The organism is Sphingomonas sp. Leaf20 (genome assembly GCF_001421535.1).
In the GTDB taxonomy this organism is placed as follows: domain Bacteria; phylum Pseudomonadota; class Alphaproteobacteria; order Sphingomonadales; family Sphingomonadaceae; genus Sphingomonas.
Genome location: NZ_LMKN01000001.1, coordinates 1,218,671 through 1,240,453 on the forward strand (window position 1 = coordinate 1,218,671; position 21,783 = coordinate 1,240,453).

The window sequence follows — 21,783 nt, forward strand, 5'->3', positions numbered from 1 at the left end:
GCGGGGCGCGCACTCAGTTCGCCGGCGCTTGGCTGTTGGCGGGCTTCTCGACCGAGATCGTCGGCACCGCGACGGTCTTGGTCTCGGTCCCCAGCCGCACCTTGGCGACGTCCGCCTCGAACTTGGGCGTCTGGATCGCGCCCGACCGCGTCTGGTCGATGTTGATGATCCCGAAATACATCAGCGCGACGACGACGAGCGCGGCGATCGCGACGAGAGACAAGAGCGTACGCATTGGACTTCCCCTTATATAAGGCCGCATCCCTGATAGCAGGCGACCGGTTCGATGGCGTAACAACGTCGCTCGAGCCCCGCCGGTTGCAAGCGCCGTTCGCCCGCCGTCAGACTGCCGATCCGACGCGGCATCCACGGCGGCCCGTCGCCAAAAACGGGTGAATCGGTTGACGCGGGCGCTCGTGCCAGCTATCCGCGCGCCTTTCCGGGGTTCCTCCCGACACTTGATAGGTAGACAGATGTCGCGCATTTGCGAACTGACCGGCAAAGGCCGGATGGTCGGGAACAACGTGTCCCACGCCAACAACAAGACCAAGCGTACGTTCCTGCCCAACCTGCAGAACGTCACGCTGATCTCCGACGCACTCGAGCAGAGCGTGCGCCTGCGCGTCTCGACGCACGGCCTGCGCTCGGTCGAGCATAATGGCGGCCTCGACAACTGGCTGGTCAAGACCGCCGACGACAAGCTCTCGCTCAAGGCGCGTCGCCTGAAGCGTGACGTCGTCAAGAAGATCGCCGCCGCCGCCTGATCGCGACGACGTCCGAGTCTCCAGCGGCCCGTCCTCCCCAGCGGAGGGCGGGCCGTCGGCGTTTGTACGGCTCATGTACGTCCGGGACGCCTGCTACCGCTCGAGCCGGAACTTCAGCAGCAGCGTGCGCTCGAGCACGGTCTCGTTGTCGTCCGACACGATCCACACCACCGTGTCGCGCGCGCTGCTACCTTCACGCGGTTCGAGGCTGACCGCGATCCCCTCGAAATTGTCGTGGACCAGCGGCGCCGCGAGCCGCGCGATCTCGCGCCCGCGCACGACCGCGCCCGCGCGAATCGCCCCGCGCTCGATCACGCTGATGCTGTTCGAGAAGGCGAAGGGCGGCGCGAACGCGCGGTTGAGCACGATCAGCCGCCCGTCGGGCAACGCCGCGACATCGGCCGGGCTGAACCCGGTCGGCGGCATATAGGTGAAACCGACCGGCTGGGTCGCGAGCGGATCGCCCGGGAACAGGATCGCGCGCCGCCCGGGGCCGCGCGTACCGTCCGCACGCCGGGGCCGCGCGGTCTCGGCGATCACGACGAATCGCCCGTCGCGCAGCCGGACCATGCTTTCGGGTCCGCCATTGTCGGGCCAGTCCGCCATCGCCTTCGGCCGCACCAGCCCGTCGAACCGCACCAGCGGCGTCCCGTCGCTGCTCGCGCGATAGCGTCCGATCGCGTTCCAGTGCTCGAACCCGACCCAGCCGGTCTGCGTCGCGGGATCGATCGTCAGCGATTCGCTGTCGCGGTCGCGCTTCGACCAGCCGCGTCCCGGCCCGCCGGGCAGCGCTGAGAACGCGATCGCGTGCGGGCGCCAGTCGGCGTCGAGGCGAAAGCGGACGATGTTGCCGCCGTCGCTCAGCAGCGTGACCTGCCCGCGATCGACCACCAACGACGAATAGCCGCCGAACGCCGGATCGCGGCTGCGCAGCACCGCGCCGCCGAGATAGGTCAGCCCGCCGAGCCGACGCCGCGTCGGATCGACCGGGTCGAGCGGGACGCGCGTCACCGTCATCTCCGCTTTGTCGCGCAGCAGCGGCAACCGCGATTCGCCGCTCCATGCGGGGACGACCGCTTGCACGCTGACGAGCACGAACAGGATGATCGGGGCGCGGTGCACGCCGCCTCATACCCGCTGTGCCGCGGTGCGGAACCCTGAACCGTTGATAACGAGCGCATTCAGGCTCGGCTCAATGCGACTCGACCATAAGGCTGTCATCAGGATCGAAGGGCCCGCTTCCAGCGCGCATCCCGAGGTCCCAAATGGGAGACGCACGATGTTCAAGACTTTCACTCTCGCCCTCAGCGCGCTCGCAATGGGCGCCTCGACCCTGGTGCCGGTTGCTGCCGAGGCGCAGCGCTACGGCTATGATCGCGGCTATGACGGCCGGGGCTATGATCGCGGCTACGACCGCCGCGGCTACGACCGTCGCGAATATCGCGGCAACGACCGTCGCTACAACTACCGCAACGACCGCAACAACCGTCGCGGCTGCGACAACACCGGCGGCACGATCGTCGGCGCGCTCGCGGGCGGCCTGCTCGGCCACACGGTCGCCGGTCGCGGCAACGGCACGATCGGCGCGCTGCTCGGCGCCGCGGGTGGCGGTCTCGCCGGCAACGCGATCGATAAGTCGGACAACCCCCGCTACTGCCGCCGCTAACCGCGGCGCTGGCGCCCAGTTCCCCAGTTCCCCAGTTCCCTCGCGTAGCGTATCGAGGGCAGAGGCCGGTTTCCGCAAGGAAGCCGGCCTCTTGTTCGTCCAGGGGGCGCGCGAGCGGCGAACGCGCCCCTCAACGGCCCGGCGGATGACGCCCGCACGAACCCGGCCGACGCCAGGCCTGCCTAAGCCCAACCCTCCCGTCATCCCCTCCCGTCATCCCGACGAAAGTCGGGACCCAGGCTACCACCCGCAACGCCTGCGGCTCTGGATCCTGACCTTCATCAGGATGACGGCGTGATGTGATGAACGTGACGCCCCCCCACCCCCGTCATCCTGACGAAAGTCAGGATCCAGGATACCACCCACCGTCCCCCCAACCGCGCATCGACGCTTCCGCAACCACGCCGGCCGTCCTACGCTGCAACCGCCCCGCACCCGGAGACGCCCGTGACCCGCACGCTCCTCCTCGCCAGCCTGTCGATGCTCCCGATACTCGCCGGCTGCGCGGCCGGCCGACAGCGCGAAAGGCCCGTCCTCACCGCGCGTGCGGTCGCGCGTATCGCCGCGCAGTGCGGCGCGGTCCGCAGCAAATTCCACCCCGGCCGGACCGGCCTGCCAAGCGCCGATTTCACGCTGCGCGCCGGCGACGACGGCGATGCCGAATCGTCCCCCGCGGTCCGGTGCATCGGCGCCGCGCTCGACGCCTACCGCCACGCCTATTTCGGCTTTCGCCCCGACACCGCTCAACCCCCGTCATCCTGACGAACGTCAGGAGAGCCCGGGCCACCGCCCCCGGCCGTTTGACCGACGGGTGCCCCGCACCCGCCGCTCGCCCGTCAGTACATATGCTGCCCGCCATTGATGCTCAGCGTCGAGCCCGTCACGAACCCGCCCTCTTCCGAACACAGGAACGCGACGCCGCGCGCGATCTCGCTCGCCTGGCCGAGGCGGCCGACCGGGATCTTGGCGACGATCTTTTCCAGCACGTCCGCGGGCACCGCCGCCACCATGTCGGTGTCGATATAGCCCGGCGCGATCGCGTTGACGGTCACGCCCGCGCGCGCACCCTCCTGCGCCAGCGCCTTGGTGAAGCCGTGGATCCCCGACTTCGCCGCGGCATAATTGACCTGGCCATATTGCCCGGCCTGCCCGTTGATCGAGCCGATATTGACGATCCGCCCCCATTTGCGCGTCCGCATGCCCGGGAACACCGCCTTGGCCATGTTGAAACAGCCGCCCAGATTGGTGTCGATGACCGCCTTCCAGTCGTCGTGGCTCAGCTTCAGGATCGTGCCGTCGCGCGTGATCCCCGCGTTGTTGACGACGATGTCGACCTCGCCCAGATCCGCCGCCACCTTCGCGCAGCCCGCCTGGCAGGCGTCGTAGTCGCCGACATCCCATTTATACACCGCGATCCCGGTGCGCTCGGAAAACGCCTGCGCGCGCTCGTCATTGCCCGCATAGTTCGCGGCGACCTCGATGCCCATGTCCTGCAACGCGAGGCTGATCGCCTCGCCTATGCCGCGCGTGCCTCCGGTTACGATTGCCACGCGTGCCATGCTTCTCTCCTGTCTTTTTTACAGTCGTGCCGAGGCTAACCGCGTGCGACCCAACCTTCAAGCTCGCGTGCAAGCAGCGCACGCAGCATCGCGAGTCCGGCCGGCCCGTCGTTGAGGCACGGCAGATACGCGAAGTGCGTCCCCCCGGCCTCCTCGAAGCTCTCGCGCCCGCGGATCGACAGCTCCTCGAGCGTCTCGAGGCAGTCCGCCGAAAAGCCCGGTGCGAAGATCGCGACCTTGGTCTTGCCCGCCTGCGCGAGCGCGACGAGCGTCTCGTCGGTCGCCGGCCCCAGCCATTTCTGCGGCCCGAACCGCGACTGGAACGCGATCGTCAGGTCGCGTCCGGTCTTCTCCGACAGCAGCCGCGCGGTCTTCTGGCAATGGCAGTGATAGGGATCGCCGAGCTGCAGCGTCCGCTTGGGCATCCCGTGAAAGCTCGCGACGATCGCGTCGGGGGTGAAGTCGAGCGCGGCGAGCGACGTCTCGAGATCCTCCGCGAGCGCATCGATGTACAGCGAATCGTCATAATAAGGCGGCAGCGTCCGGATCGCGGGCTGCCAGCGCAGCCCCGCCAGATACGCAAACGCCTTGTCGTTCGCGGTCGCGGTCGTCGCCGCGCAATATTGCGGGTATAGCGGCGCGAGCAGGATGCGCTCGCATCCCGCCGCCTTCATCGCCGCCAGCCGGTCGGCGATCGCCGGATTGCCATAGCGCATCGCCCAGTCGACCAGCACCTCGGGCCCGAATGCGTCCTTCAGCGCGGTCGCCTGCAACCGCGTGATCGCGGCGAGCGGCGATCCGTCCTCGCGCCACACCTGGCCATAGGCGTGCGCCGATTTCTTGGGCCGCGTGTTGAGGATGATCCCGCGCAGGATCGGCTGCCATGCGATCGCGGGGATCTCGACCACGCGGCGATCCGACAGAAACTCGCCCAGATAGCGTTTGACCGACCGCGCGTCCGGACCGTCGGGCGTGCCGAGATTCATCAGCAGGACGCCGATCCGGGGCTTGGGGATGGCGGGATGATCGGGGGGCATAATCATGCCGATGGTCTTAAAGGCAAATTGCGGATGCGGAAGCCCGTTGCCGAGAATAGCGCGTTCGCGATCGCGGGGGCGACCGGCGGCACCGCCAGCTCGCCGACCCCGCCCGGTGCCTCGTCGCTGCGGATCAGCTCGACGGTGATGTCGGGCGTGTCCGCCAGCCGCGGCAGCGCGAGGTCGGCGAACCCGCGCGCGTCCGCGAGGTTGCGCGTGAACCCAGTCGCCGCGCCCAGCGCGGTCGCCATCCCGAAGATCAGCCCGCCTTCGATCTGCTGGCGGATCAGGTCGGGGTTGATGTGCGCGCCGCAATCGACCGCCGCGACGAGTCGCTCGACCACCGGCCGCCCGTCCGCGCCCGGATGCGCCTCCGCCATCACCGCGATGAAGCTCCCGCGAAAGGCATGGCAGGCGATCCCCTGCCCGCTGCCCGCGACCCCGCCGTCCCAGCCGCCCAGCGACGCCGCGGTCGACAGGCACCGTGCCAGCCGCGCGCCGCCGCCCAGCATGCCGATCCGGTACGACATCGGCTCGGTTCCCGCGACGCGCGCGAGCTCGTCGACGAACGATTCGGTGAAGAACGCGGTATAGCCATGCGCCCCGCCGCGCAGGTGCCCCGTCGGCACGCCGAGATCGGCGACGTGATGGTCGATCGCATAGGCGGGGATCGCATAGGCCGGCAGCGCGCCGCCGACCGCATAGGCATCGCCGCGCGCCATCGCCGTCGCCGCGCGCGTCGTCGCGCCCGGCATGATCCGCCGCGCCAGCTCGGCGCCCGTCGCCGGCGCCGCGATCTGCGCACGCCATGCCAGGATCCGACCGTTGGGCGCGAGCCGCGCCGCCATCCGCGCCGCCGCCGCGGGACGATAGCGGTCGTGCAACAGGTCCTCGCCGCGCGACCAGACAAGGCTGACCGGGCGCTTGAGCGTGACCGCGAGCACCGCCGCCTGTTCCGCCGCGTCATGCTCGAGCGCGGCGCCGAACGACCCGCCGACCGGCATCGGGTGCACCACGACCTGCGCCTCGGCGATCCCCGCCGCACGCGCCGCCGCCGCGCGCGCCAGCCCCGGCGCCTGCGTGTGCACCCACAGTTCGAGCCGTCCGTCGCGGTACGACGCGGTCGCACTGCGCGTCTCGATCGCGGCATGCACGCCCAGCGCGACGCGGTACGCCGCGGTCACCACGCCCGCGCCGCGCAACGGCCCCGCGACGTCGCCCGCCTTCGCCATGCCGATCCCGGGCGCATCGAGCGCCGCGGTCAGCGCGCGGTCGATCGACGCGCTGTCGACCACCCCGCCGCGCCCCGGCTCGAGCCCAGTCGCGAAACGCGGGTGCATTGCGTCGAGCGCACGCTGCGCCGCCCAGCCCGTGGTCGCGATTGCCGCGACCCAGCGCGGCGTCTCGACCACCTGCACGACGCCGCGGATCCGCTCGGCGGCGGCGCGGTCGACGCCGACCAGCCGGCTGTCGCCGACGGGGCCCTGCCGGATCGCGGCATGCACCATGTCCGCCAGCCGCACGTCGCCCGCGAAATTGGCCGACCCGTCGACCTTGGCGGGCGTATCGATCCGCGGCACCGACGTCCCGACCAGCCTGCCCGCGCCCTGCACCCCGAAGGCGAGCGGCTCGGGCAGCGTCTCGCGCGCGGCCTCCTCGGCCAGTGCGGCGAACCGGAGCCTTTTCGCGCCCGCGACGACGAAGCCCGCCTCGGTCCGGCATTGCGCCCAGTCCGCGTCCCAGCGCCGCGCGGCCGCCTTGCACAACAGCACGCGCGCCGCCGCGCCCGCGGTCCGGCACGCCTCCTCGAACATCCGGATCGTGCTCGACCCGCCGGTCAGCATCGGCGCCGGGCCCGCGACCGCATCGGGGATCGCGCCCAGCATCCCCTCGAACAGCGCGTTCAGCCCGACCGGATTGGCATAGAGCGGGTTCAGCGGCGCGGGCTCGACACCGACCGTCCGCCAGTCCGCGCCAAGCTCGTCGGCGACGATCTGCGCGAGGGCGGTATAGGCGCCCTGGCCATGCTCGGCCTGCGGTACCGCGACCGTGACATGCCCGTCGCTGCCGATCTTCAGCCACGCCCCGAACGCGGTCTCGCCGGGATTGGCGACGAGCGTCGGCGCATAATCGCGCGGCCACAGCCCCCAGGCGACAACCAGCCCGATCCCCGCACCGCCCCCCGCCACGATCCCCCGCCGACTGATCATCCCGCGCCCCTACCCCGTCTCCCCCCCGGGGTGAAGCCGCCACAACGCCCCCGCCGCGATACCGCGCGGCTCTGCTCTTCTGTCGCGACGCAGACTAACAGGCGGCAATTCTGCCGGACCCTGGATCCTGACTTTCGTCAGGATGACGGAAGACATGGGTCCGCCGTTCGCCCCTCATCCCCCCGCCCGTCATCCCGACGAACGTCGGGACCCAGGGTAACAGGACGCAACGCTGCTGGGCCCTGGGTCCTGACGTGCGTCAGGATGACGGACGAAAAGGGGCACCCAAACACCCCCACACCTCCCGTCATCCTGACGAAAGTCAGGACCCAGAGTACCAGGACGCAACGTCGCCGCACCCCGCCTCCCGGCCAGCATCAGAACGACTGACGGAAAAGCCCCCCTCCCCGTCATCCTGACGAAAGTCAGGATCCAGAGCCCCAAGACGCCACACCGCCGCACCCCCAAACCCCGCCCGCGCCCACCACCTCAGGCCAAAGCGCGGTACCGTTCCCGGATCGTCACCTTGTCGATCTTCTCCGTCCCCAGCCGCGGCAGCGGCGCGTCGGCGATCCACACCCGCTGCGGCACCTTGAACGCGGCGATATGCTGGTGGAGGAACGCGCACAAATCGTCGGGCGTCAGCGTCTCGCCGTCGCGCAGCACGACCACCGCGCCCGGCACCTCGCCGAACCGCTCGTCCGCCAGCCCGAACACCGCCGCCTCCGCCACCGCGGGGTTCTCGTACAACGCCGCCTCGACCTCCTGGCACGAGATGTTCTCGCCGCCGCGGATGATGATGTCCTTCTTGCGGTCGACGATGAACAGATAGCCGTCCTCGTCGAGAAACCCGATGTCGCCCGTCCGGAAATAGCCGTCCGCGGTGAACGCCGCCGCGGTCGCCTCGGGCCGGTTCCAGTAGCGGGTGAAATTGCACACGCTGCGGATGCACACCTCGCCGCGCACCCCCGCGGGCTGCGCGCGCCCGTCATCGTCGAGGATCGCCAGATCGACCAGCGGCGCGCTCGCCCGCCCCGCCGAATTGGGTTTGGCGAGATAGTTGCTCCGCCAGTTGCCCGTCCCCACCGCGTTCGTCTCGGTCAGCCCGTACCCGATCAGCGGCGCGCTTCCCCCCATCTCCTCGCCCAGCCGCCGGACATGCTCGACCGGCCGCGGCGCACCGCCCGCGGCAAAGTCGGTCACCGTCGACAGGTCGTAGTTCGCCCGATCGGGATGGTTCAGGATCTCGAAGCTCATCAGCGGCACGCCGACGAAATAGGTCACGCCCTCCGCCGCGATCAGCCGCATCGCCTCGCGCGCATCCCATTTGGGCATCAGCACCAATTTGCGCCCCATCGCGAAGCTCTGCAGGAACACCGGCACCTCGCCCGTGATGTGGAACAGCGGGATCGTCAGCAGCGTGACCGGCTGGCCGACCGGCGGGTTGCCCTGCGCGGTCGCGATCCCGACCATCATCATCGCCTGGCCGAGATAGTTGAACACCGCCTGCACGATCGCGCGGTGCTCGCACACCGCCCCCTTCGACTGCCCCGTCGACCCGCTCGTGAACAGGATCGTCGCATGATCGTCGGGCGCCAGCATCGGCAGCGCGGCCGCGTCGTCATCGTTGGCGAACACCGCGGCAAGCGCGGTCGCCAGCGGCTGCGAATCGTCGATCTCGACCACCGGCGCGCTCAGCCCGGCGATCTGCGCGAGCCGCCTGACGCGCGGCGGATCGGCGAACACGAGGCCGCAATCGACGTCGCGGATCGCCGCCTCGAGCTCCTCCGACTGCCACCAGCCATTGAGCAAGGTCGCGATCCCGCCCGCCATCACGATGCCCATGTACAGCACGATCCACGACGGCGAATTGCGCATCGCGATGCCGATCCGGTCGCCCTTCGCGACGCCGTGCGCCGCCACCAGCGCGCGCGCGACGCGCGTCGCCGCGGCATGCACCTCGCCGAACGTCAGCCGCTCATCGCCCGCGACCAGGAACGTCAAGTCGCGGTGCTCATTGGCATAATGCGCGAAATAATAGCTGAGCGCAGGCGGTGCCGCGGCGATCGTCGGCAGCGTGACCCCGAACCGCTCGACCGACCCGAGCGCGAGCGGCGCGCCCTCGGCGGTCAGCGCGGCCATCGTCGAATCCATCGCCGCATCCAGCTCGGTCCGCATATCGCTCTCCTACTTGGTCTTATCGTTGACCACCTTTATGCAGGCGCGAACGCACGGGGAAAAGCCTTTGATCTTGCCAACCATTACGGCTGCCGCCGGCAGCCATATCCGCTTCGAGGACCTGGGGCTCCACCCCGACGTCTTCTCGATCGGCTTCTTCACGCTGCGCTGGTACAGCCTCGCCTATATCGGCGGGATCCTGCTCGGCTGGTGGTATCTGCTGAAACTCCTCGCGCAGCCCGGCGCACCGATGGCCCGGCGTCACGCCGACGACCTCGTCTTCTACGCGACGCTCGGCATCATCCTCGGCGGCCGGCTCGGCTATGTGATCTTCTACGCGCCCGAGATGATCCTCCAGCCGCTGCGCATCCTGCGGCTCTGGGACGGCGGGATGTCGTTCCACGGCGGCGTGATCGGCGTGTCGCTCGGGCTGATCCTGTTCGCGCGCAAGCACCAGCTCAACTGGCTGCGCGTCCACGACTATATCGCCTGCTGCGTGCCGTTCGGGCTGTTCTTCGGCCGGCTCGCCAATTTCGTCAACGGCGAGCTCTGGGGCAAGCCGACCGACGTCGCCTGGGGCATCGTCTTCGCGCGCACCGTCCCCTTCGGGATGGTCGAACCCGCCCGCCACCCGAGCCAGCTCTACGAGGCGGGGCTCGAGGGGCTCGCGCTGTTCGCCCTCCTCTGGTTCGCCTTCTGGAAGACCAAGGCACGCTATGACCCGGGCAAGCTCGTCGGGCTGTTCGTGCTCGGCTACGGCCTCGCACGCTTCACCGTCGAATTCTTCCGCGAACCCGATTCGCAGCTGCGCGCCTTTGCCGAGAAGACCGGGCTCCACATGGGCCAGTGGCTCTGCGTCCCGATGATCCTCGGCGGCCTGTTCCTGATCCTCACCGCCGCCAAACGCCGCGTCCGCGTCGAATCCATCGCCGGCACGCAGAGCGTCGCGTAACGAACTGCACCCTCACCCCCACCCCCACCGCAATCCTCCCCCGCCAGGGGGAGGTGGCAGGCGTCAGCCTGACGGAGGGGGAGGAACGGGTAAGGACGGTTGCGAATCCTCCCCCTCCGACGCCTTCGGCGCCACCTCCCCCTTGCGGGGGAGGATTGCCGTTGCGATGACCGCGCCGCACGGGCAAACGCAGCCCGTGACCGACACTTCCACCCCCGACACTGCGCTCCCCGAACGCCTCGCCCGCGCGATCACGCTCGCGGGCCCCGTCCCCGTCGCGCAGTACATGGCCGCCGCCAACGCGCATTATTACGCGACCCGCGACCCGCTCGGCACCGCAGGCGACTTCACCACCGCGCCCGAGATCAGCCAGATGTTCGGCGAGCTCCTCGGCCTGTGGTGCGCAGACCTCTGGGACCGCGCCGGCCGCCCCGACATCGCCTGGGTCGAGCTCGGCCCCGGCCGCGGCACGCTCGCCGCCGATGCCTTGCGCGCGATGGCGAAGGCCGGCCTGACACCCCCCGTCCATTTCGTCGAGACCAGCCCCGCGCTCCGCACCGCGCAGGCAGACCGCGTCCCCGCCGCGACCTGGCACGACGCGATCGACACGCTCCCGACCGATCGTCCGCTGATCGTCGTCGCCAACGAGTTCTTCGACGCGCTGCCGATCCGCCAGTTGCTCAAACGCGAGGACGCCTGGCACGAACGCCTCGTCGCCGCGCAGGACCTGCTGTTCCTCCCGATCGCGGGCAAGCCGCTTCCCGACGCCGTCATCCCCGAACCGTTCCGCGACGCGCCCGCCGGATCGATCCTCGAGACCGCCCCCGCCGCGGTCGGCATCGTCCGCGCGCTCGCGAAACGCCTCGTCGCGCAGGGCGGCGCGCTGCTCGCGATCGATTACGGCTATGAAGGCCCCGCGCTCGGCGACACGCTCCAGGCGGTCCGCGCGCACGCCTTTGCCAATCCGTTCGAGGCACCGGGCGAGCACGACCTGACCGCGCATGTCGATTTCACCACGCTCGCCGCCGCCGCGCAGGCCGATGGCGCGGTCGCCTGGGGCCCCGTCGCACAGCGCGACCTGCTCGGCGGTCTCGGCATCGACACGCGCACCTCCGCGCTCGCCAGGGCCACCCCCGACCGCGCCGAGGCGCTCGCCGCCGACCGCCGCCGGCTGATGGACGACATGGGGACGCTGTTCAAAGCGCTCGCGATCACGTCGCCCGGCTGGCCCAACCCGGCCGCCTTCGCATGATCACCTACCGCGACGCGGTCCCCGCCGACGGCCCCGCGCTCGCCGCGATGGCGCGCGCGTCGTTCACCGAAACGTTCGGCACGCTCTACCGCCCGCAGGATCTCGCGACGTTCCTCGACCAGGCGTTCGGGCCGCAGGGCCTGCCGTCGCAGATCGGCGACCCCGCCTTCCGCATCCATGTCGCGCTCGACGGGGATGCGATCGTCGGGTTCGCCAAGACCGGCCCCGTCGCCTTCCCCGGCGACTGGCCCGCCACCGCGGTCGAGCTCTACCAGCTCTACGTCCGCGCCGACCGGCACGGCGCGGGCGTCGGCCCCGCGCTGATGGACTGGGCGCTCGCCACCGCGCGCGCGGAGGCGCGGACCGAGATGATCCTCAGCGTCTATGTCGACAACCACCGCGCGCACCGCTTCTACCAGCGCTACGGCTTCACCGAGATCGGCCGCTACGTCTTCATGGTCGGCGAGAAGGCGGACGACGACCGCATCATGCGCCTGGCGCTGTGACGCGGCGCGCCAAACCCCACCCAACCCCCACCCCGGCGAAGGCCGGGGCCCAGCTGGCACGTCCCCGGTAATGCAGCACCGCCCCCCGTTACACCCGCCCCCCACCTGGCCCCCGGCCTCCGCCGGGGTGGTGCAGCACGCCAGTGCCCCACCCAACCTCCACCCCGGCGAAGGCCGGGGCCCAAGTGGCACGTCCCCGGTAATGACGCACCGCCCCCCGTTACACCCGTCCCCCAATTGGGCCCCGGCCTCCGCCGGGGTGGTGCTCGACGACAGACAGGACCCACGCGCATGACCCCCACCCCCATCCGCGCAAAATCGCTCGGCACGATCCCCCACGGCTTCCTCGGCCGCACCGGCGGAGTCTCCACCGGCGCCTATGCCAGCCTCAACACCGGCACCGGCTCCGACGACTCCCCCGCCGCGATCGCCGAGAATCGCCGCCGCGCGACCGACGCCGTCCTCCCCGGCGCGCAGCTCGTCGGCCTCTACCAGATCCACTCCGCCGAAGCGGTGACGATCACCGCCCCCGTCGACGACGCCGTCCGCCCGCGCGCCGACGCGCTCGTCACCGACCGCCCCGGGCTCGCGCTCGGCATCCTCACCGCGGACTGCGCGCCCGTCCTCTTCGCCGACAGCGAGGCGGGGATCGTCGGCGCCGCGCATGCCGGCTGGCAGGGCGCGCTCGGCGGCGTCACCGACGCCACCCTGCTCGCGATGGAGGCAATCGGCGCGCGCCGCGACCGGATCGTCGCCGCGGTCGGCCCATGCATCGCGCGCGCCAGCTACGAGGTCGACACCGGCTTCCTCCGCCGCTTCTGCGAGGCCGATCCCGAGAACGAACGCTTCTTCGCGGATGCCCGCACCGACCATTACCAGTTCGATCTCGAGGCCTATGTCGTCAACCGCCTCGCCGCCGCGGGGGTCGGCCGCATCGAGGCGCTCGGCCGCGACACCTACACCGAAGACGACGCCTTCTTCAGCTATCGCCGCGCGACCCATCGCGGCGAACCCACTTACGGTCGCCAGATCAGCATCATCGGCCTCTGACGCCTCCCCAAACCGCGCGCGCATCGCTAGGCTCGCCGCATCGGCCCGCACCAGACGGGCCACGCAGGAGCTAAGAATGTCCGATACGCCCAGTGAAATCCCCGCCGCGACTGCCGCCGGCACCGAAGCCGACCTGACCGGCGTCGCCGCGCGCGTCGCCCCCAAGCCGCATGTCGAGGAAATCGGCGGCCGCAAGCTGAAGCCCTCGACGCTGATGATGGGCCATGGCTATGACCCGTCGCTGTCGGAAGGGTCGCTCAAGCCCCCGATCTTCCTCACCTCGACCTTCGTCTTCCCCAACGCCGCCGCGGGCAAGCGCCATTTCGAGGGCGTCACCGGCAAGCGTCCGGGCGGTGCCGAGGGCCTTGTCTATTCGCGCTTCAACGGCCCCAATCAGGAGATCCTCGAGGATCGCCTCGGCGTCTGGGAAGAGGCGGAGGACGCGCTCGCCTTCTCGTCGGGCATGTCCGCGATCGCCACCTTGTTCCTCGCGATGGTCAAGCCCGGCGACACGATCGTCCATTCGGGGCCGCTTTATGCCGCGACCGAGACGCTGATCGGCCGCGTGCTCGGCAAGTTCGGGGTCAAGTGGCTCGACTTCCCCGCGGGCGCGACGCGCGAAGAGATCGACGCGGTGATGACCGAGGCCGCGACCGGCAATGTCGCGCTCATCTATCTCGAAAGCCCCGCCAACCCGACCAACGCGCTGGTCGATGTCGAGGCGGTCGCCGCCAGCCGCGACGCGATATTTGGTGACGAGAAGCCGCCGATCGCGATCGACAACACCTTCCTGGGCCCGCTCTGGTTCCAGCCGCTCAAGCACGGCGCGGACATCGTCGTCTATTCGCTGACCAAATATGTCGGCGGCCATTCGGATCTCGTCGCGGGCGGCGTGCTCGGCACCAAGGCGCACATCAACACGATCCGGACGATGCGCAACACGATCGGCACGATCACCGATCCCAACACCGCGTGGATGCTGCTGCGCAGCCTCGAAACGCTCGAGCTCCGCATGAGCCGCGCGGGCGAGAACGCCGCCAAGGTCTGCGCCTATCTTCGCCATCACCCCAAGGTCGAGCGCGTCGGCTATCTCGGCTTCCTCGCCGACGAACCCGGCGCCGAGCGTCAGGCCGACATCTATCGCCGCCACTGCACCGGCGGCGGCTCGACCTTCTCGCTCTATCTGAAGGGCGGCGAGCGCGAGAGCTTCGCCTTCCTCGACGCGCTCAAGATCGCGAAACTCGCGGTCTCGCTCGGCGGCACCGAAACGCTCGCCAGCCACCCCGCCGGCATGACGCACCTCTCGGTCCCCGACGCGCGCAAGCAGGCTTTGGGCATCACCGATAACCTCGTGCGCATCTCGATCGGCGTCGAGGACGCCGACGACCTGATCGCCGACTTCACGCAAGCGCTCGAAGCGATCTGACCCCAGGGCGCCCGCTGAGAAAAGGCGGGCGCCCCCCCTCCCCGTCATCCTGACGAAAGTCAGGACCCAGAGCCCAGCAGCGCCGCCCCCGCCGAACCCGAACCCGAACCCGAACCCGAACACCATCTGGCCCCAGCGCCCCCCACCCGTTAAAGCGCAACGGATGCCGATCTTCACCCCCATCCCGCAGGACGACTTCGTCGCCGCGATCCACGTCCTCGCCGCCCAGCTGCGCGCGGACGCCGACTGGACCCCCGATTTCATCATCGGCATCGGCCGCGGCGGCCTCGTCCCCGCGGTCTTCCTCAGCCACGCGATCGGCCTCCCGACGCTCTCGGTCGACTATTCGAGCCAGGTCGAGGATTTCGCCGACCAGCCGCTCGTCAAGCTCGCCGCGCGCACCCAGTCGGGCGAGCGTCTGCTCTTCCTCGACGACATCAACGATTCCGGCCGCACGATCACCCATCTGCGCACCGCGCTCGCCGCCGCGGGCGCGACCCCCGGCGCAATCCGCTTCGCGACCTTGATCGACAATCTCAGCTCCGCCGAACGCATCGACTACACCGCGCGCACGATCGACCGCCGCGAGACCAAGGACTGGTTCGTCTTCCCCTGGGAAGCCGTCGCCCCCGCCGCCACGATCGAACACGACGCCGCCGAACTCCCCGACCGCATCGCCTGACGCCCGTCGCCTGACGCCCGGCACCCGCCACCCCTTCCCGTCATCCTGACGAAAGTCAGGACCCAGGGTCACAGGCGCCGCACTCCATGGCTCTGGATCCTGACCTTCGTCAGGATGACGGAAGAGAATTGGCTAGGCAGACGCCAAAAGCAACGTCGCCCGCCACCCACGGCCCTCAAGCGGCAAGCCGCCACGCCCCCCACCACCCCGTCATCCTGACGAAAGTCAGGACCCAGGGTCACAAGCGCCGCGCTTCACGGCTCTGGATCCTGACTTTCGTCAGGATGACGGAGGATAATTGGCCAGGCGGGCGCGTGAAACATCCGCATCGGCAGCCCGACAAAGCCGCAAGCAAACGCCCACATCGCGAGAATACGGACGCGCGCCGCACCCCCACCCCGTCATCCTGACGAAAGTCAGGATCCAGGGTTACGAGCGCCGCACTCCACGGCTCTGGGTCCCGACGTCCCTCAGGACGATGGAAGAAAGACCCTCACCCATCACTCGCCCGCTCGATATCCGCGCCAACCGCGCTCAATTTCTCCTCGAGCCGCTCATACCCGCGGTCGAGATGATACACCCGCCCGACCGACGTCTCGCCATCCGCCGCGAGTCCCGCGAGAATCAGGCTCATCGACGCGCGCAGGTCGGTCGCCATCACCGGCGCGCCCACCAGCTTGTCGACGCCGCGCACCACCGCGGTGCGCCCGCGCACCTGGATGTCCGCGCCCATCCGCGCCAGCTCGGGCACGTGCATGTAGCGGTTCTCGAAGATCGTCTCGGTCAGCACACTCGCGCCGTCGGCCTTGCACAGCATCGCCATGAACTGCGCCTGCATGTCGGTCGCGAACCCCGGATAGGGCGCGGTCGACAGCGTCAGCGGCTGGAGCGGTCCGGTCGCGGCGATGCGGACGCCGTCGCGCGTCGGCGTCACGCTCACCCCCGCCTCGACCAGCGCGTCGAGCGTCGCGCCCATGTCCGCCTGGCTCACCCCGACCAGCTCGAGGTCGCCGCCGGTGATCGCCGCCGCACAGGCATAGCTGCCCGCCTCGATCCGGTCGGGCATCACCTTGTAGGTCGCGCCGTGGAGCCGGTCGACGCCCTCGATCTCGAGCGTCTCGGTCCCGATCCCGCTGATCCGCGCGCCCATCGCGACGAGGCAGTTGCACAGGTCGACGATCTCGGGCTCGCGCGCCGCATTCTCGATTCGCGACGATCCCTTTGCGAGCACCGCCGCCATCACGACATTCTCGGTCGCGCCGACCGACACGATCGGGAAGCGATACCGCCCGCCCGTCAGCCGTCCGCCGGGCGCGGTCGCCTTCACATAGCCCGCCGCCATCTCGAGCTCGGCGCCGATCGCCTCGAGCGCGCGCAGATGCAGGTCGATCGGCCGGTTGCCGATCGCGCAGCCGCCGGGCAGCGACACCGTCGCCTCGCCGCTGCGCCCGAGCAGCGGCCCGAGCACGAGGATCGACGCGCGCATCTTGCGCACGATGTCGTACGGCGCCTCGGTCGAGGTCAGTTTCCCGGCGCGGATCGTCATCACGCGGCCGAACTCGTCGGGGCGCGTTCCCTCGATCGCGGTCGACGCGCCGAGCTGGTTGAGCAGATGCCCGAACCCGTCGACATCGGCGAGCCGCGGCAGGTTGCGCAGCGTCAGCGGCTCGTCGGTCAGCAGCGCGCACGGCATCAGCGTGAGCGCGGCGTTCTTCGCGCCGGAGATGGGCAGGCGCCCGGTCAGGCGATTGCCGCCGCGGATGAGAATACGGTCCATGTCCGGCTGTCTATCGACCCGCACGATCCGCGCAAGCCACCCGTCGTCCGCCGATACGACGTGGCGGGGCACGCGCGGGGCAAAGTCGCCGCGCCCGCCGCCGGGCGGGCCGCCGCACGAGCCGCCGCGAGCGGCCCGGTACCGTGCTCGCACGCGACCGCATCCGCCGCAGACCCGAGGCCCCACCCGCCTTGTAAGGAATACATGCGCGTTCCTGCGGCTGCTACCGCTAACGTGGCACGGCCAGGCAGACGGCTTGATCGACTTTAATGCACGAAAACCAAGTGTTTGCTCTGGTCTTCCTCTGGAACGGGGGACTTTGCCGAGTGCCGCATAGCTGCTCCGCCGAACGTTTCGGCGATCTTATCGACCTGACGGCGAGCGAAACGGCGGCCCTGGTGCGCCTCGAGGAGCGTCCCCGCGACCTGCGTCGCGACACGATCCTGCTCCGCGAGCACGACCCGATGTCCGAACTCTTCATCCTCCAGCGCGGCATGGCGATGAGCTATGTCCTGCTCGACGACGGCAGCCGCCAGATCCTGCGCTTCCTCTTTCCCGGCGACATGCTCGCGGTGTCGGCACTGGTCTATCGCGACTCGCCCGAGACGATCGTCGCGATGACCGACGTCACCGTCTGCCCGTTCGACCGCACCCTGATGGCGACTTTGCTGATCGAGCATCCGCGACTGGCCGCGGTGATCATGGTGATCAACCAGATGGAGAAGGTCGCGCTCACCGACCGGCTCGCGGCGCTCGGCCGGACCTCGGCGAAGGCACGCGTCGCCGCGCTGCTGCTCGAGATCCGCAACCGCGTCCGCCATACGCAGCAGGCGAGCGCTACCAGCTTCATCCAGCCGCTGACGCAGGAGGAGATCGGCGACGCGACCGGGCTGACCGCGGTGCATGTCAACCGGATGCTGCGCCAGCTCGAGGAGGACGGCATGATCGCACGCGGTCAGGGCCGGATGACCTTCACCGACGAAGGCGCACTCGCGCGCGAGGCGAATTACATCAACCGGTTCGACGGTCTCGACCTCAGATGGCTACCCGCCGCGCGCTAGGCCGTCCGGTCATTTGTCGGGTCGGCAGGGCCTGACGCCCCACCCGAGCCGGGGTCACGCCTTTTCGAGCGTGCACTGCAGCGGGTGCTGGTTCTGCTGCGCGAAATCCATCACCTGGCTGACCTTGGTCTCGGCGACCTCGTAGGTGAACGTCCCGCACACGCCGACGCCCTTCTGGTGGACGTGCAGCATGACGCGCGTCGCTGCCTCCATGTCCATCCGGAAGAACCGCTGGAGGCACAGCACGACGAATTCCATCGGCGTATAGTCGTCGTTGAGCATCAGCACGCGGTACGGCGTCGGCTGCTTGGTCCGCGACCGCGTCTTGGTCGCGACACCGATGCCGCCGTCTCCGCCGCTACCACGCCCGCCATCGGTATCGTCGGGGCGGTCGTCGCCCCCTTCAGCCACGGATTCGGCCATGGTCGGAACCAGTCTGTTGGGGTGTGAAAGCATCATCGGAAAATATGGCAGTTGGATAGCGAAGGACAAGCCCCCCCTGACGACATGGACGACATGCCCGTGTCCCGCCGTCGCAACGCGCACCGGTCGACTGGCGCGCGCGGCACAACAAGCGATGCCCGTGTCGCGCAGACGCCTCCAAAACGAAACAGGGAGACGATTCGCCCCCCTGCCCCGCTGGATCCCGTCACCATCGTCAGACGCGTCGTACATCGACGCGCAGGACGGTCAGGCCGACAGCTTCAGCTTGTTGGTCGCGACCGCGACGCGGTTCGAGATCGGCTGCGTGATCTCGCCCATCATCTTCATCATCATTTCGGTCGAGCGCGCGCTGTCGGCGATCAGCGTGTCGAACGCGGTGCGCGCATAGTCGCTCTGCAGCTTCATGAACTCGGTCGGCGACTTGGCGGTGGCGAGCGTCTTCATCGCGTCGGTCGCGCTCTCGAACGAGGTCTTGGCATAGGCCGCGACGTCATGGCCCAGCGTCTCGACGCTCTTGGCGGCGAGCTTCGACGATTCGACGACGGCTTCGATATTGCCCTTGTTGAACGCGGAGACGTCCTCGAACATCGCGGCGCCCTTTTCCATCGCACCCTTGGCGCGGTCGTTCAGGTCGGAGAACAGCGCCTGCGCCTTGTCGGCGGGGTTCTTCTCGGCAGAGATCGTGTCGAAGCTCATCGTGACGTCCTTTCCTGGTGAAACCGCCAGTGGGGCGGCGGGTAGCGAAGGTAAAACGGGTGCCGGCTCGGGCGGCGCAGCGCGCTGCGCGTCAACCGCGGGTTCGGCCGAGACCGCAGCCGCGACATCCACCGGTGCCGGTGAAGCGGCCGGCGGCATTGCAACCGGCGGGGCAATCACAGGCGGGGCAATCACCGGCGGCGCAGTCACTGACGTCGCGGCGGGCGGCGCTGCCGGAACGCTGCTGGACGTCTTGGACACCGGACTCGCTGCGAGCGCTGCGGGCGGCGCGACAGGCGCGGCCTTGCGCGCAAGCACCGCCGGTATGGCCGGTGGGGCGACGGGCGCTGCGACGGCGGGGGCGACAGATGCCGGGACAGCCGCGGCGACATCGCTCGCAGCGGACCGGACCTTGCGCGCGCCGCGCTTTCCAGCGGCGGTACGCGCGTTCGACGACACGGATTTCGGCTCGGCCATTGCAAACTCTCCGCACTATTATGCTGCGTTGCAGAATAGTCCGAATCACCCCTCGCCGCAAGCTTTTTGTGCAGTGCAGCATTTGTACAAAGTTAAACATCCACAATCTGATGCAGGTTAATTATCGCATCCGGACATAGTCCCCAGGTGCGTCGCCCAGCGCCGCCAGCGCGCCGCCGCCGGGGACCCGCGCGCCCGTCGCCGCGACCCGCTTCGCGCCCTCCGTCCCTGCCTGTTCGCCGAGCCATGCGACCCAGTCGGGCCACCAGCTCCCCTTGGTCTCGACCGCGCCCGCGATGAAGTCCGCGAGCGATTCGACCGCCGCCGGGTTCGTCCAATACTGATATTTCCCCGCCGCGGGCGGATTGACGACGCCCGCGATATGCCCCGACCCCGCCAGCACGAACTTGACCGGCCCCGCGAACAGCCCGGTCAGCTTCCACACGCTCTCGGCGGGCGCGATATGATCCTCGCGCCCCGCCTGGACATAGCTCGGCGTCGTCACGCGCCCCAGGTCGACGGGCGTCCCGCCGACGCTGATCGCGCCGGGCTTCACGAGCAGATTGTCGCGGTACAGGTCGGTCAGATACGCGCTGTGCCATTTCGCGGGCAGGTTGGTCGTGTCGCCGTTCCAGTGGAGCAGGTCGAACGGGACATAGTCCTTGCCGAGCAAGTAATTGTTGGTGACATAGTTCCAGATCAGGTCGCGCCCGCGCAGCAGGTTGAACGTCGCCGCCATATAGCGCCCGTCGAGAAACCCCTCGGGCGACAGCGTGGCGAGCAGTCCGATCTGCTCGTCGTCGACGAAATGCTGCAGCTCGCCCGCATCGGCGAAATCGACCTGCGCGGTGAAGAACGTCGCGCTGGCGACGCGGTCCGCCTGCCCGCGCGCGCTCAGCACCGCGAGCGTCGCGGCGAGCGTCGTCCCCGCGACGCAATAGCCGATCGTGTGCACCGCGGGCACGTCGAGCAGGCCGCGCACCGTCTCGATCGCGTCGATCTGCGCGGCGACGTAATCGTCCCAGACCACGTCCTTCATGCTCGCGTCGGCGGATTTCCACGACACCATGAACACGCTCAGCCCCTGCTCGACCGCCCAGCGGATGAAGCTCTTCTCGGGCGTGAGGTCGAGGATGTAGAACCGGTTGATCCACGGCGGAAAGATCACCAGCGGCGTCGCCTGCACCTGGTCGGTGGTCGGCGCATAGTGGATCAGCTCGTACAGCGGCGTACGGTGGACGACCTTGCCCGGCGTCATCGCAAGATTGCGGCCCAGCTCGAAACTGCCTTGCGCGGTGTGGCTGAGCTGCCCGCGGCCGATGTCCGCCATCATGTTCTGCAGCCCCTGCAGCAGGTTCTCGCCGCGCGTCTCGATCGTCCGCTCGATCACCTCGGGGTTGGTGAACGCGAAGTTGGTCGGGCTCATCGCATCGACGAAGCCGCGCGTCGCGAAGCGCAGCTGCTCCTTCTGCTTGGGCTCGAGCCCCTCGACCGCGTCGACGCTGCGCAGCATGTGATCGCCGATCGTCTCGTAGCTGCGCCGGATCAGGTCGAACACGGGCTCGCGCCACTGCGGCGCCTTGAACCGCTTGTCGCCCGGCGCGGGCTTGCCGTCCCCCGCGCCCTGCGCCGCCCCCCGCGCCGCCCCCTGCGCCGACGGGTCGAGCGCCTGCTGCCAGAAGGCGAAGCCGTCGCGCCAGAAATCGCGCACCCGCCCCAGCGTCGCCGGATCGTTGAACCCCGGCACCACCATCGTCTCGGGGACGATCCCCTCGAGCGGCGTCGTGATCGCGTCGAGCCCCTGCTCGAGCATCATCTGCTGCGCGCGCCCCATCACCCAGGTCCAGTGCTGCAGCTCGGCCAGCGTCGGTGCGGCGATCCCCGGCGGCGTCTCGGACATGGGCAAGCTCTCCTTTTCCCAAGCCTATCCCACTCCCCCACCCAGCGAAAGCACCCCGTCACCCGGTCCGCCGGTCCGCCCGTCCGCCCGTCCGCCCGCCCCTCCTCCCGTCATCCTGACGAAAGTCAGGACCCAGAGCCAAACAG

Annotated in this window: 21 protein-coding genes; 11 read left to right on the plus strand and 10 right to left on the minus strand. The window is 69.5% G+C overall.

The features are described 5' to 3' along the window. Positions 1–13 precede the first annotated feature (13 nt). Positions 14–235 (minus strand): hypothetical protein, encoded by a 222-nt coding sequence (locus tag ASE72_RS05515; RefSeq protein WP_056017662.1) that lies wholly within the window; start codon positions 233–235, stop codon positions 14–16. Positions 236–473: 238 nt separating this feature from the next. Between ASE72_RS05515 and rpmB the strand changes: the two genes are divergently transcribed. Continuing rightward, complete coding sequence (rpmB, locus tag ASE72_RS05520; protein ID WP_056017665.1) at positions 474–764, plus strand: 50S ribosomal protein L28; 291 nt, start codon at positions 474–476, stop codon at positions 762–764. A gap of 93 nt (positions 765–857) precedes the next feature. On the opposite strand, the gene ASE72_RS05525 is transcribed toward rpmB, so the two are convergent. Then, positions 858–1,886, minus strand: a complete 1,029-nt coding sequence (locus tag ASE72_RS05525) for an esterase-like activity of phytase family protein (RefSeq protein ID WP_235532243.1) — start codon at positions 1,884–1,886, stop codon at positions 858–860. A 157-nt stretch (positions 1,887–2,043) separates the two neighbouring features. On the opposite strand from ASE72_RS05525, the gene ASE72_RS05530 reads away from it, so the two are divergent. Beyond that, positions 2,044–2,430, plus strand: coding sequence for a glycine zipper 2TM domain-containing protein (locus ASE72_RS05530; RefSeq protein WP_056017667.1), 387 nt, complete (start codon positions 2,044–2,046; stop codon positions 2,428–2,430). A 447-nt stretch (positions 2,431–2,877) separates the two neighbouring features. Beyond that, positions 2,878–3,192, plus strand: a complete 315-nt coding sequence (locus ASE72_RS05535) for a hypothetical protein (RefSeq protein ID WP_056017670.1) — start codon at positions 2,878–2,880, stop codon at positions 3,190–3,192. A gap of 74 nt (positions 3,193–3,266) precedes the next feature. Here ASE72_RS05535 and phbB read toward each other — a convergent pair whose 3' ends face one another. The 4 genes from phbB to ASE72_RS05555 form a co-directional block, all read right to left on the minus strand. Beyond that, a complete protein-coding gene (gene phbB / locus ASE72_RS05540) occupies positions 3,267–3,989 on the minus strand; it encodes an acetoacetyl-CoA reductase (RefSeq protein WP_056017673.1) in 723 nt (240 codons plus the stop codon). 35 nt (positions 3,990–4,024) lie between these two features. Further along, positions 4,025–5,032, minus strand: a complete 1,008-nt coding sequence (hemH, locus tag ASE72_RS05545; protein WP_056017676.1) for a ferrochelatase — start codon at positions 5,030–5,032, stop codon at positions 4,025–4,027. Then, complete coding sequence (locus ASE72_RS05550; RefSeq protein WP_056017679.1) at positions 5,029–7,236, minus strand: xanthine dehydrogenase family protein molybdopterin-binding subunit; 2,208 nt, start codon at positions 7,234–7,236, stop codon at positions 5,029–5,031. The genes hemH and ASE72_RS05550 overlap by 4 nt, the downstream gene beginning before the upstream one ends. A gap of 489 nt (positions 7,237–7,725) precedes the next feature. Beyond that, complete coding sequence (locus ASE72_RS05555) at positions 7,726–9,414, minus strand: class I adenylate-forming enzyme family protein (RefSeq protein ID WP_056017681.1); 1,689 nt, start codon at positions 9,412–9,414, stop codon at positions 7,726–7,728. Positions 9,415–9,481: 67 nt separating this feature from the next. On the opposite strand from ASE72_RS05555, the gene lgt reads away from it, so the two are divergent. The 6 genes from lgt to ASE72_RS05585 all read left to right on the plus strand — a co-directional run bounded on the left by lgt (position 9,482) and on the right by ASE72_RS05585 (position 15,282). After that, positions 9,482–10,366, plus strand: coding sequence for a prolipoprotein diacylglyceryl transferase (gene lgt / locus ASE72_RS05560; protein WP_082445875.1), 885 nt, complete (start codon positions 9,482–9,484; stop codon positions 10,364–10,366). Between the two features lie 166 nt (positions 10,367–10,532). Continuing rightward, positions 10,533–11,618: a class I SAM-dependent methyltransferase gene (locus ASE72_RS05565; protein ID WP_056017685.1), complete on the plus strand. Its 1,086-nt coding sequence runs from the start codon at positions 10,533–10,535 to the stop codon at positions 11,616–11,618. Next, entirely contained in the window at positions 11,615–12,124 is a 510-nt protein-coding gene (locus ASE72_RS05570) for a GNAT family N-acetyltransferase (protein WP_056017687.1), read from the plus strand. The genes ASE72_RS05565 and ASE72_RS05570 overlap by 4 nt, the downstream gene beginning before the upstream one ends. Positions 12,125–12,415: 291 nt before the next feature. After that, a complete protein-coding gene (pgeF, locus tag ASE72_RS05575; RefSeq protein WP_056017689.1) occupies positions 12,416–13,174 on the plus strand; it encodes a peptidoglycan editing factor PgeF in 759 nt (252 codons plus the stop codon). Positions 13,175–13,250: 76 nt separating this feature from the next. Then, positions 13,251–14,600, plus strand: coding sequence for a cystathionine gamma-synthase family protein (locus ASE72_RS05580; RefSeq protein ID WP_056017694.1), 1,350 nt, complete (start codon positions 13,251–13,253; stop codon positions 14,598–14,600). 163 nt (positions 14,601–14,763) lie between these two features. After that, a complete protein-coding gene (locus tag ASE72_RS05585; RefSeq protein WP_056017697.1) occupies positions 14,764–15,282 on the plus strand; it encodes a phosphoribosyltransferase in 519 nt (172 codons plus the stop codon). A 493-nt stretch (positions 15,283–15,775) separates the two neighbouring features. Here the strand turns inward: ASE72_RS05585 and murA are convergent, their stop codons facing one another. Then, positions 15,776–17,059, minus strand: coding sequence for a UDP-N-acetylglucosamine 1-carboxyvinyltransferase (gene murA / locus ASE72_RS05590; protein WP_056017700.1), 1,284 nt, complete (start codon positions 17,057–17,059; stop codon positions 15,776–15,778). A gap of 326 nt (positions 17,060–17,385) precedes the next feature. Here murA and ASE72_RS05595 point away from each other — a divergent pair, with 326 nt between their 5' ends. Beyond that, entirely contained in the window at positions 17,386–18,120 is a 735-nt protein-coding gene (locus ASE72_RS05595) for a Crp/Fnr family transcriptional regulator (protein ID WP_056017703.1), read from the plus strand. A gap of 54 nt (positions 18,121–18,174) precedes the next feature. Here the strand turns inward: ASE72_RS05595 and clpS are convergent, their stop codons facing one another. Next, positions 18,175–18,543, minus strand: a complete 369-nt coding sequence (gene clpS / locus ASE72_RS05600) for an ATP-dependent Clp protease adapter ClpS (RefSeq protein WP_056017705.1) — start codon at positions 18,541–18,543, stop codon at positions 18,175–18,177. Between the two features lie 267 nt (positions 18,544–18,810). Then, positions 18,811–19,260, minus strand: coding sequence for a phasin family protein (locus ASE72_RS20785; RefSeq protein WP_056017708.1), 450 nt, complete (start codon positions 19,258–19,260; stop codon positions 18,811–18,813). Between ASE72_RS20785 and ASE72_RS20790 the strand changes: the two genes are divergently transcribed. Beyond that, complete coding sequence (locus tag ASE72_RS20790; RefSeq protein ID WP_235532245.1) at positions 19,247–19,858, plus strand: hypothetical protein; 612 nt, start codon at positions 19,247–19,249, stop codon at positions 19,856–19,858. The two genes, ASE72_RS20785 and ASE72_RS20790, sit on opposite strands and share 14 nt — an antisense overlap. Here ASE72_RS20790 and ASE72_RS05610 read toward each other — a convergent pair whose 3' ends face one another. Continuing rightward, positions 19,859–21,637 (minus strand): PHA/PHB synthase family protein, encoded by a 1,779-nt coding sequence (locus tag ASE72_RS05610; protein ID WP_056017710.1) that lies wholly within the window; start codon positions 21,635–21,637, stop codon positions 19,859–19,861. Positions 21,638–21,783: the final 146 nt, after the last annotated feature.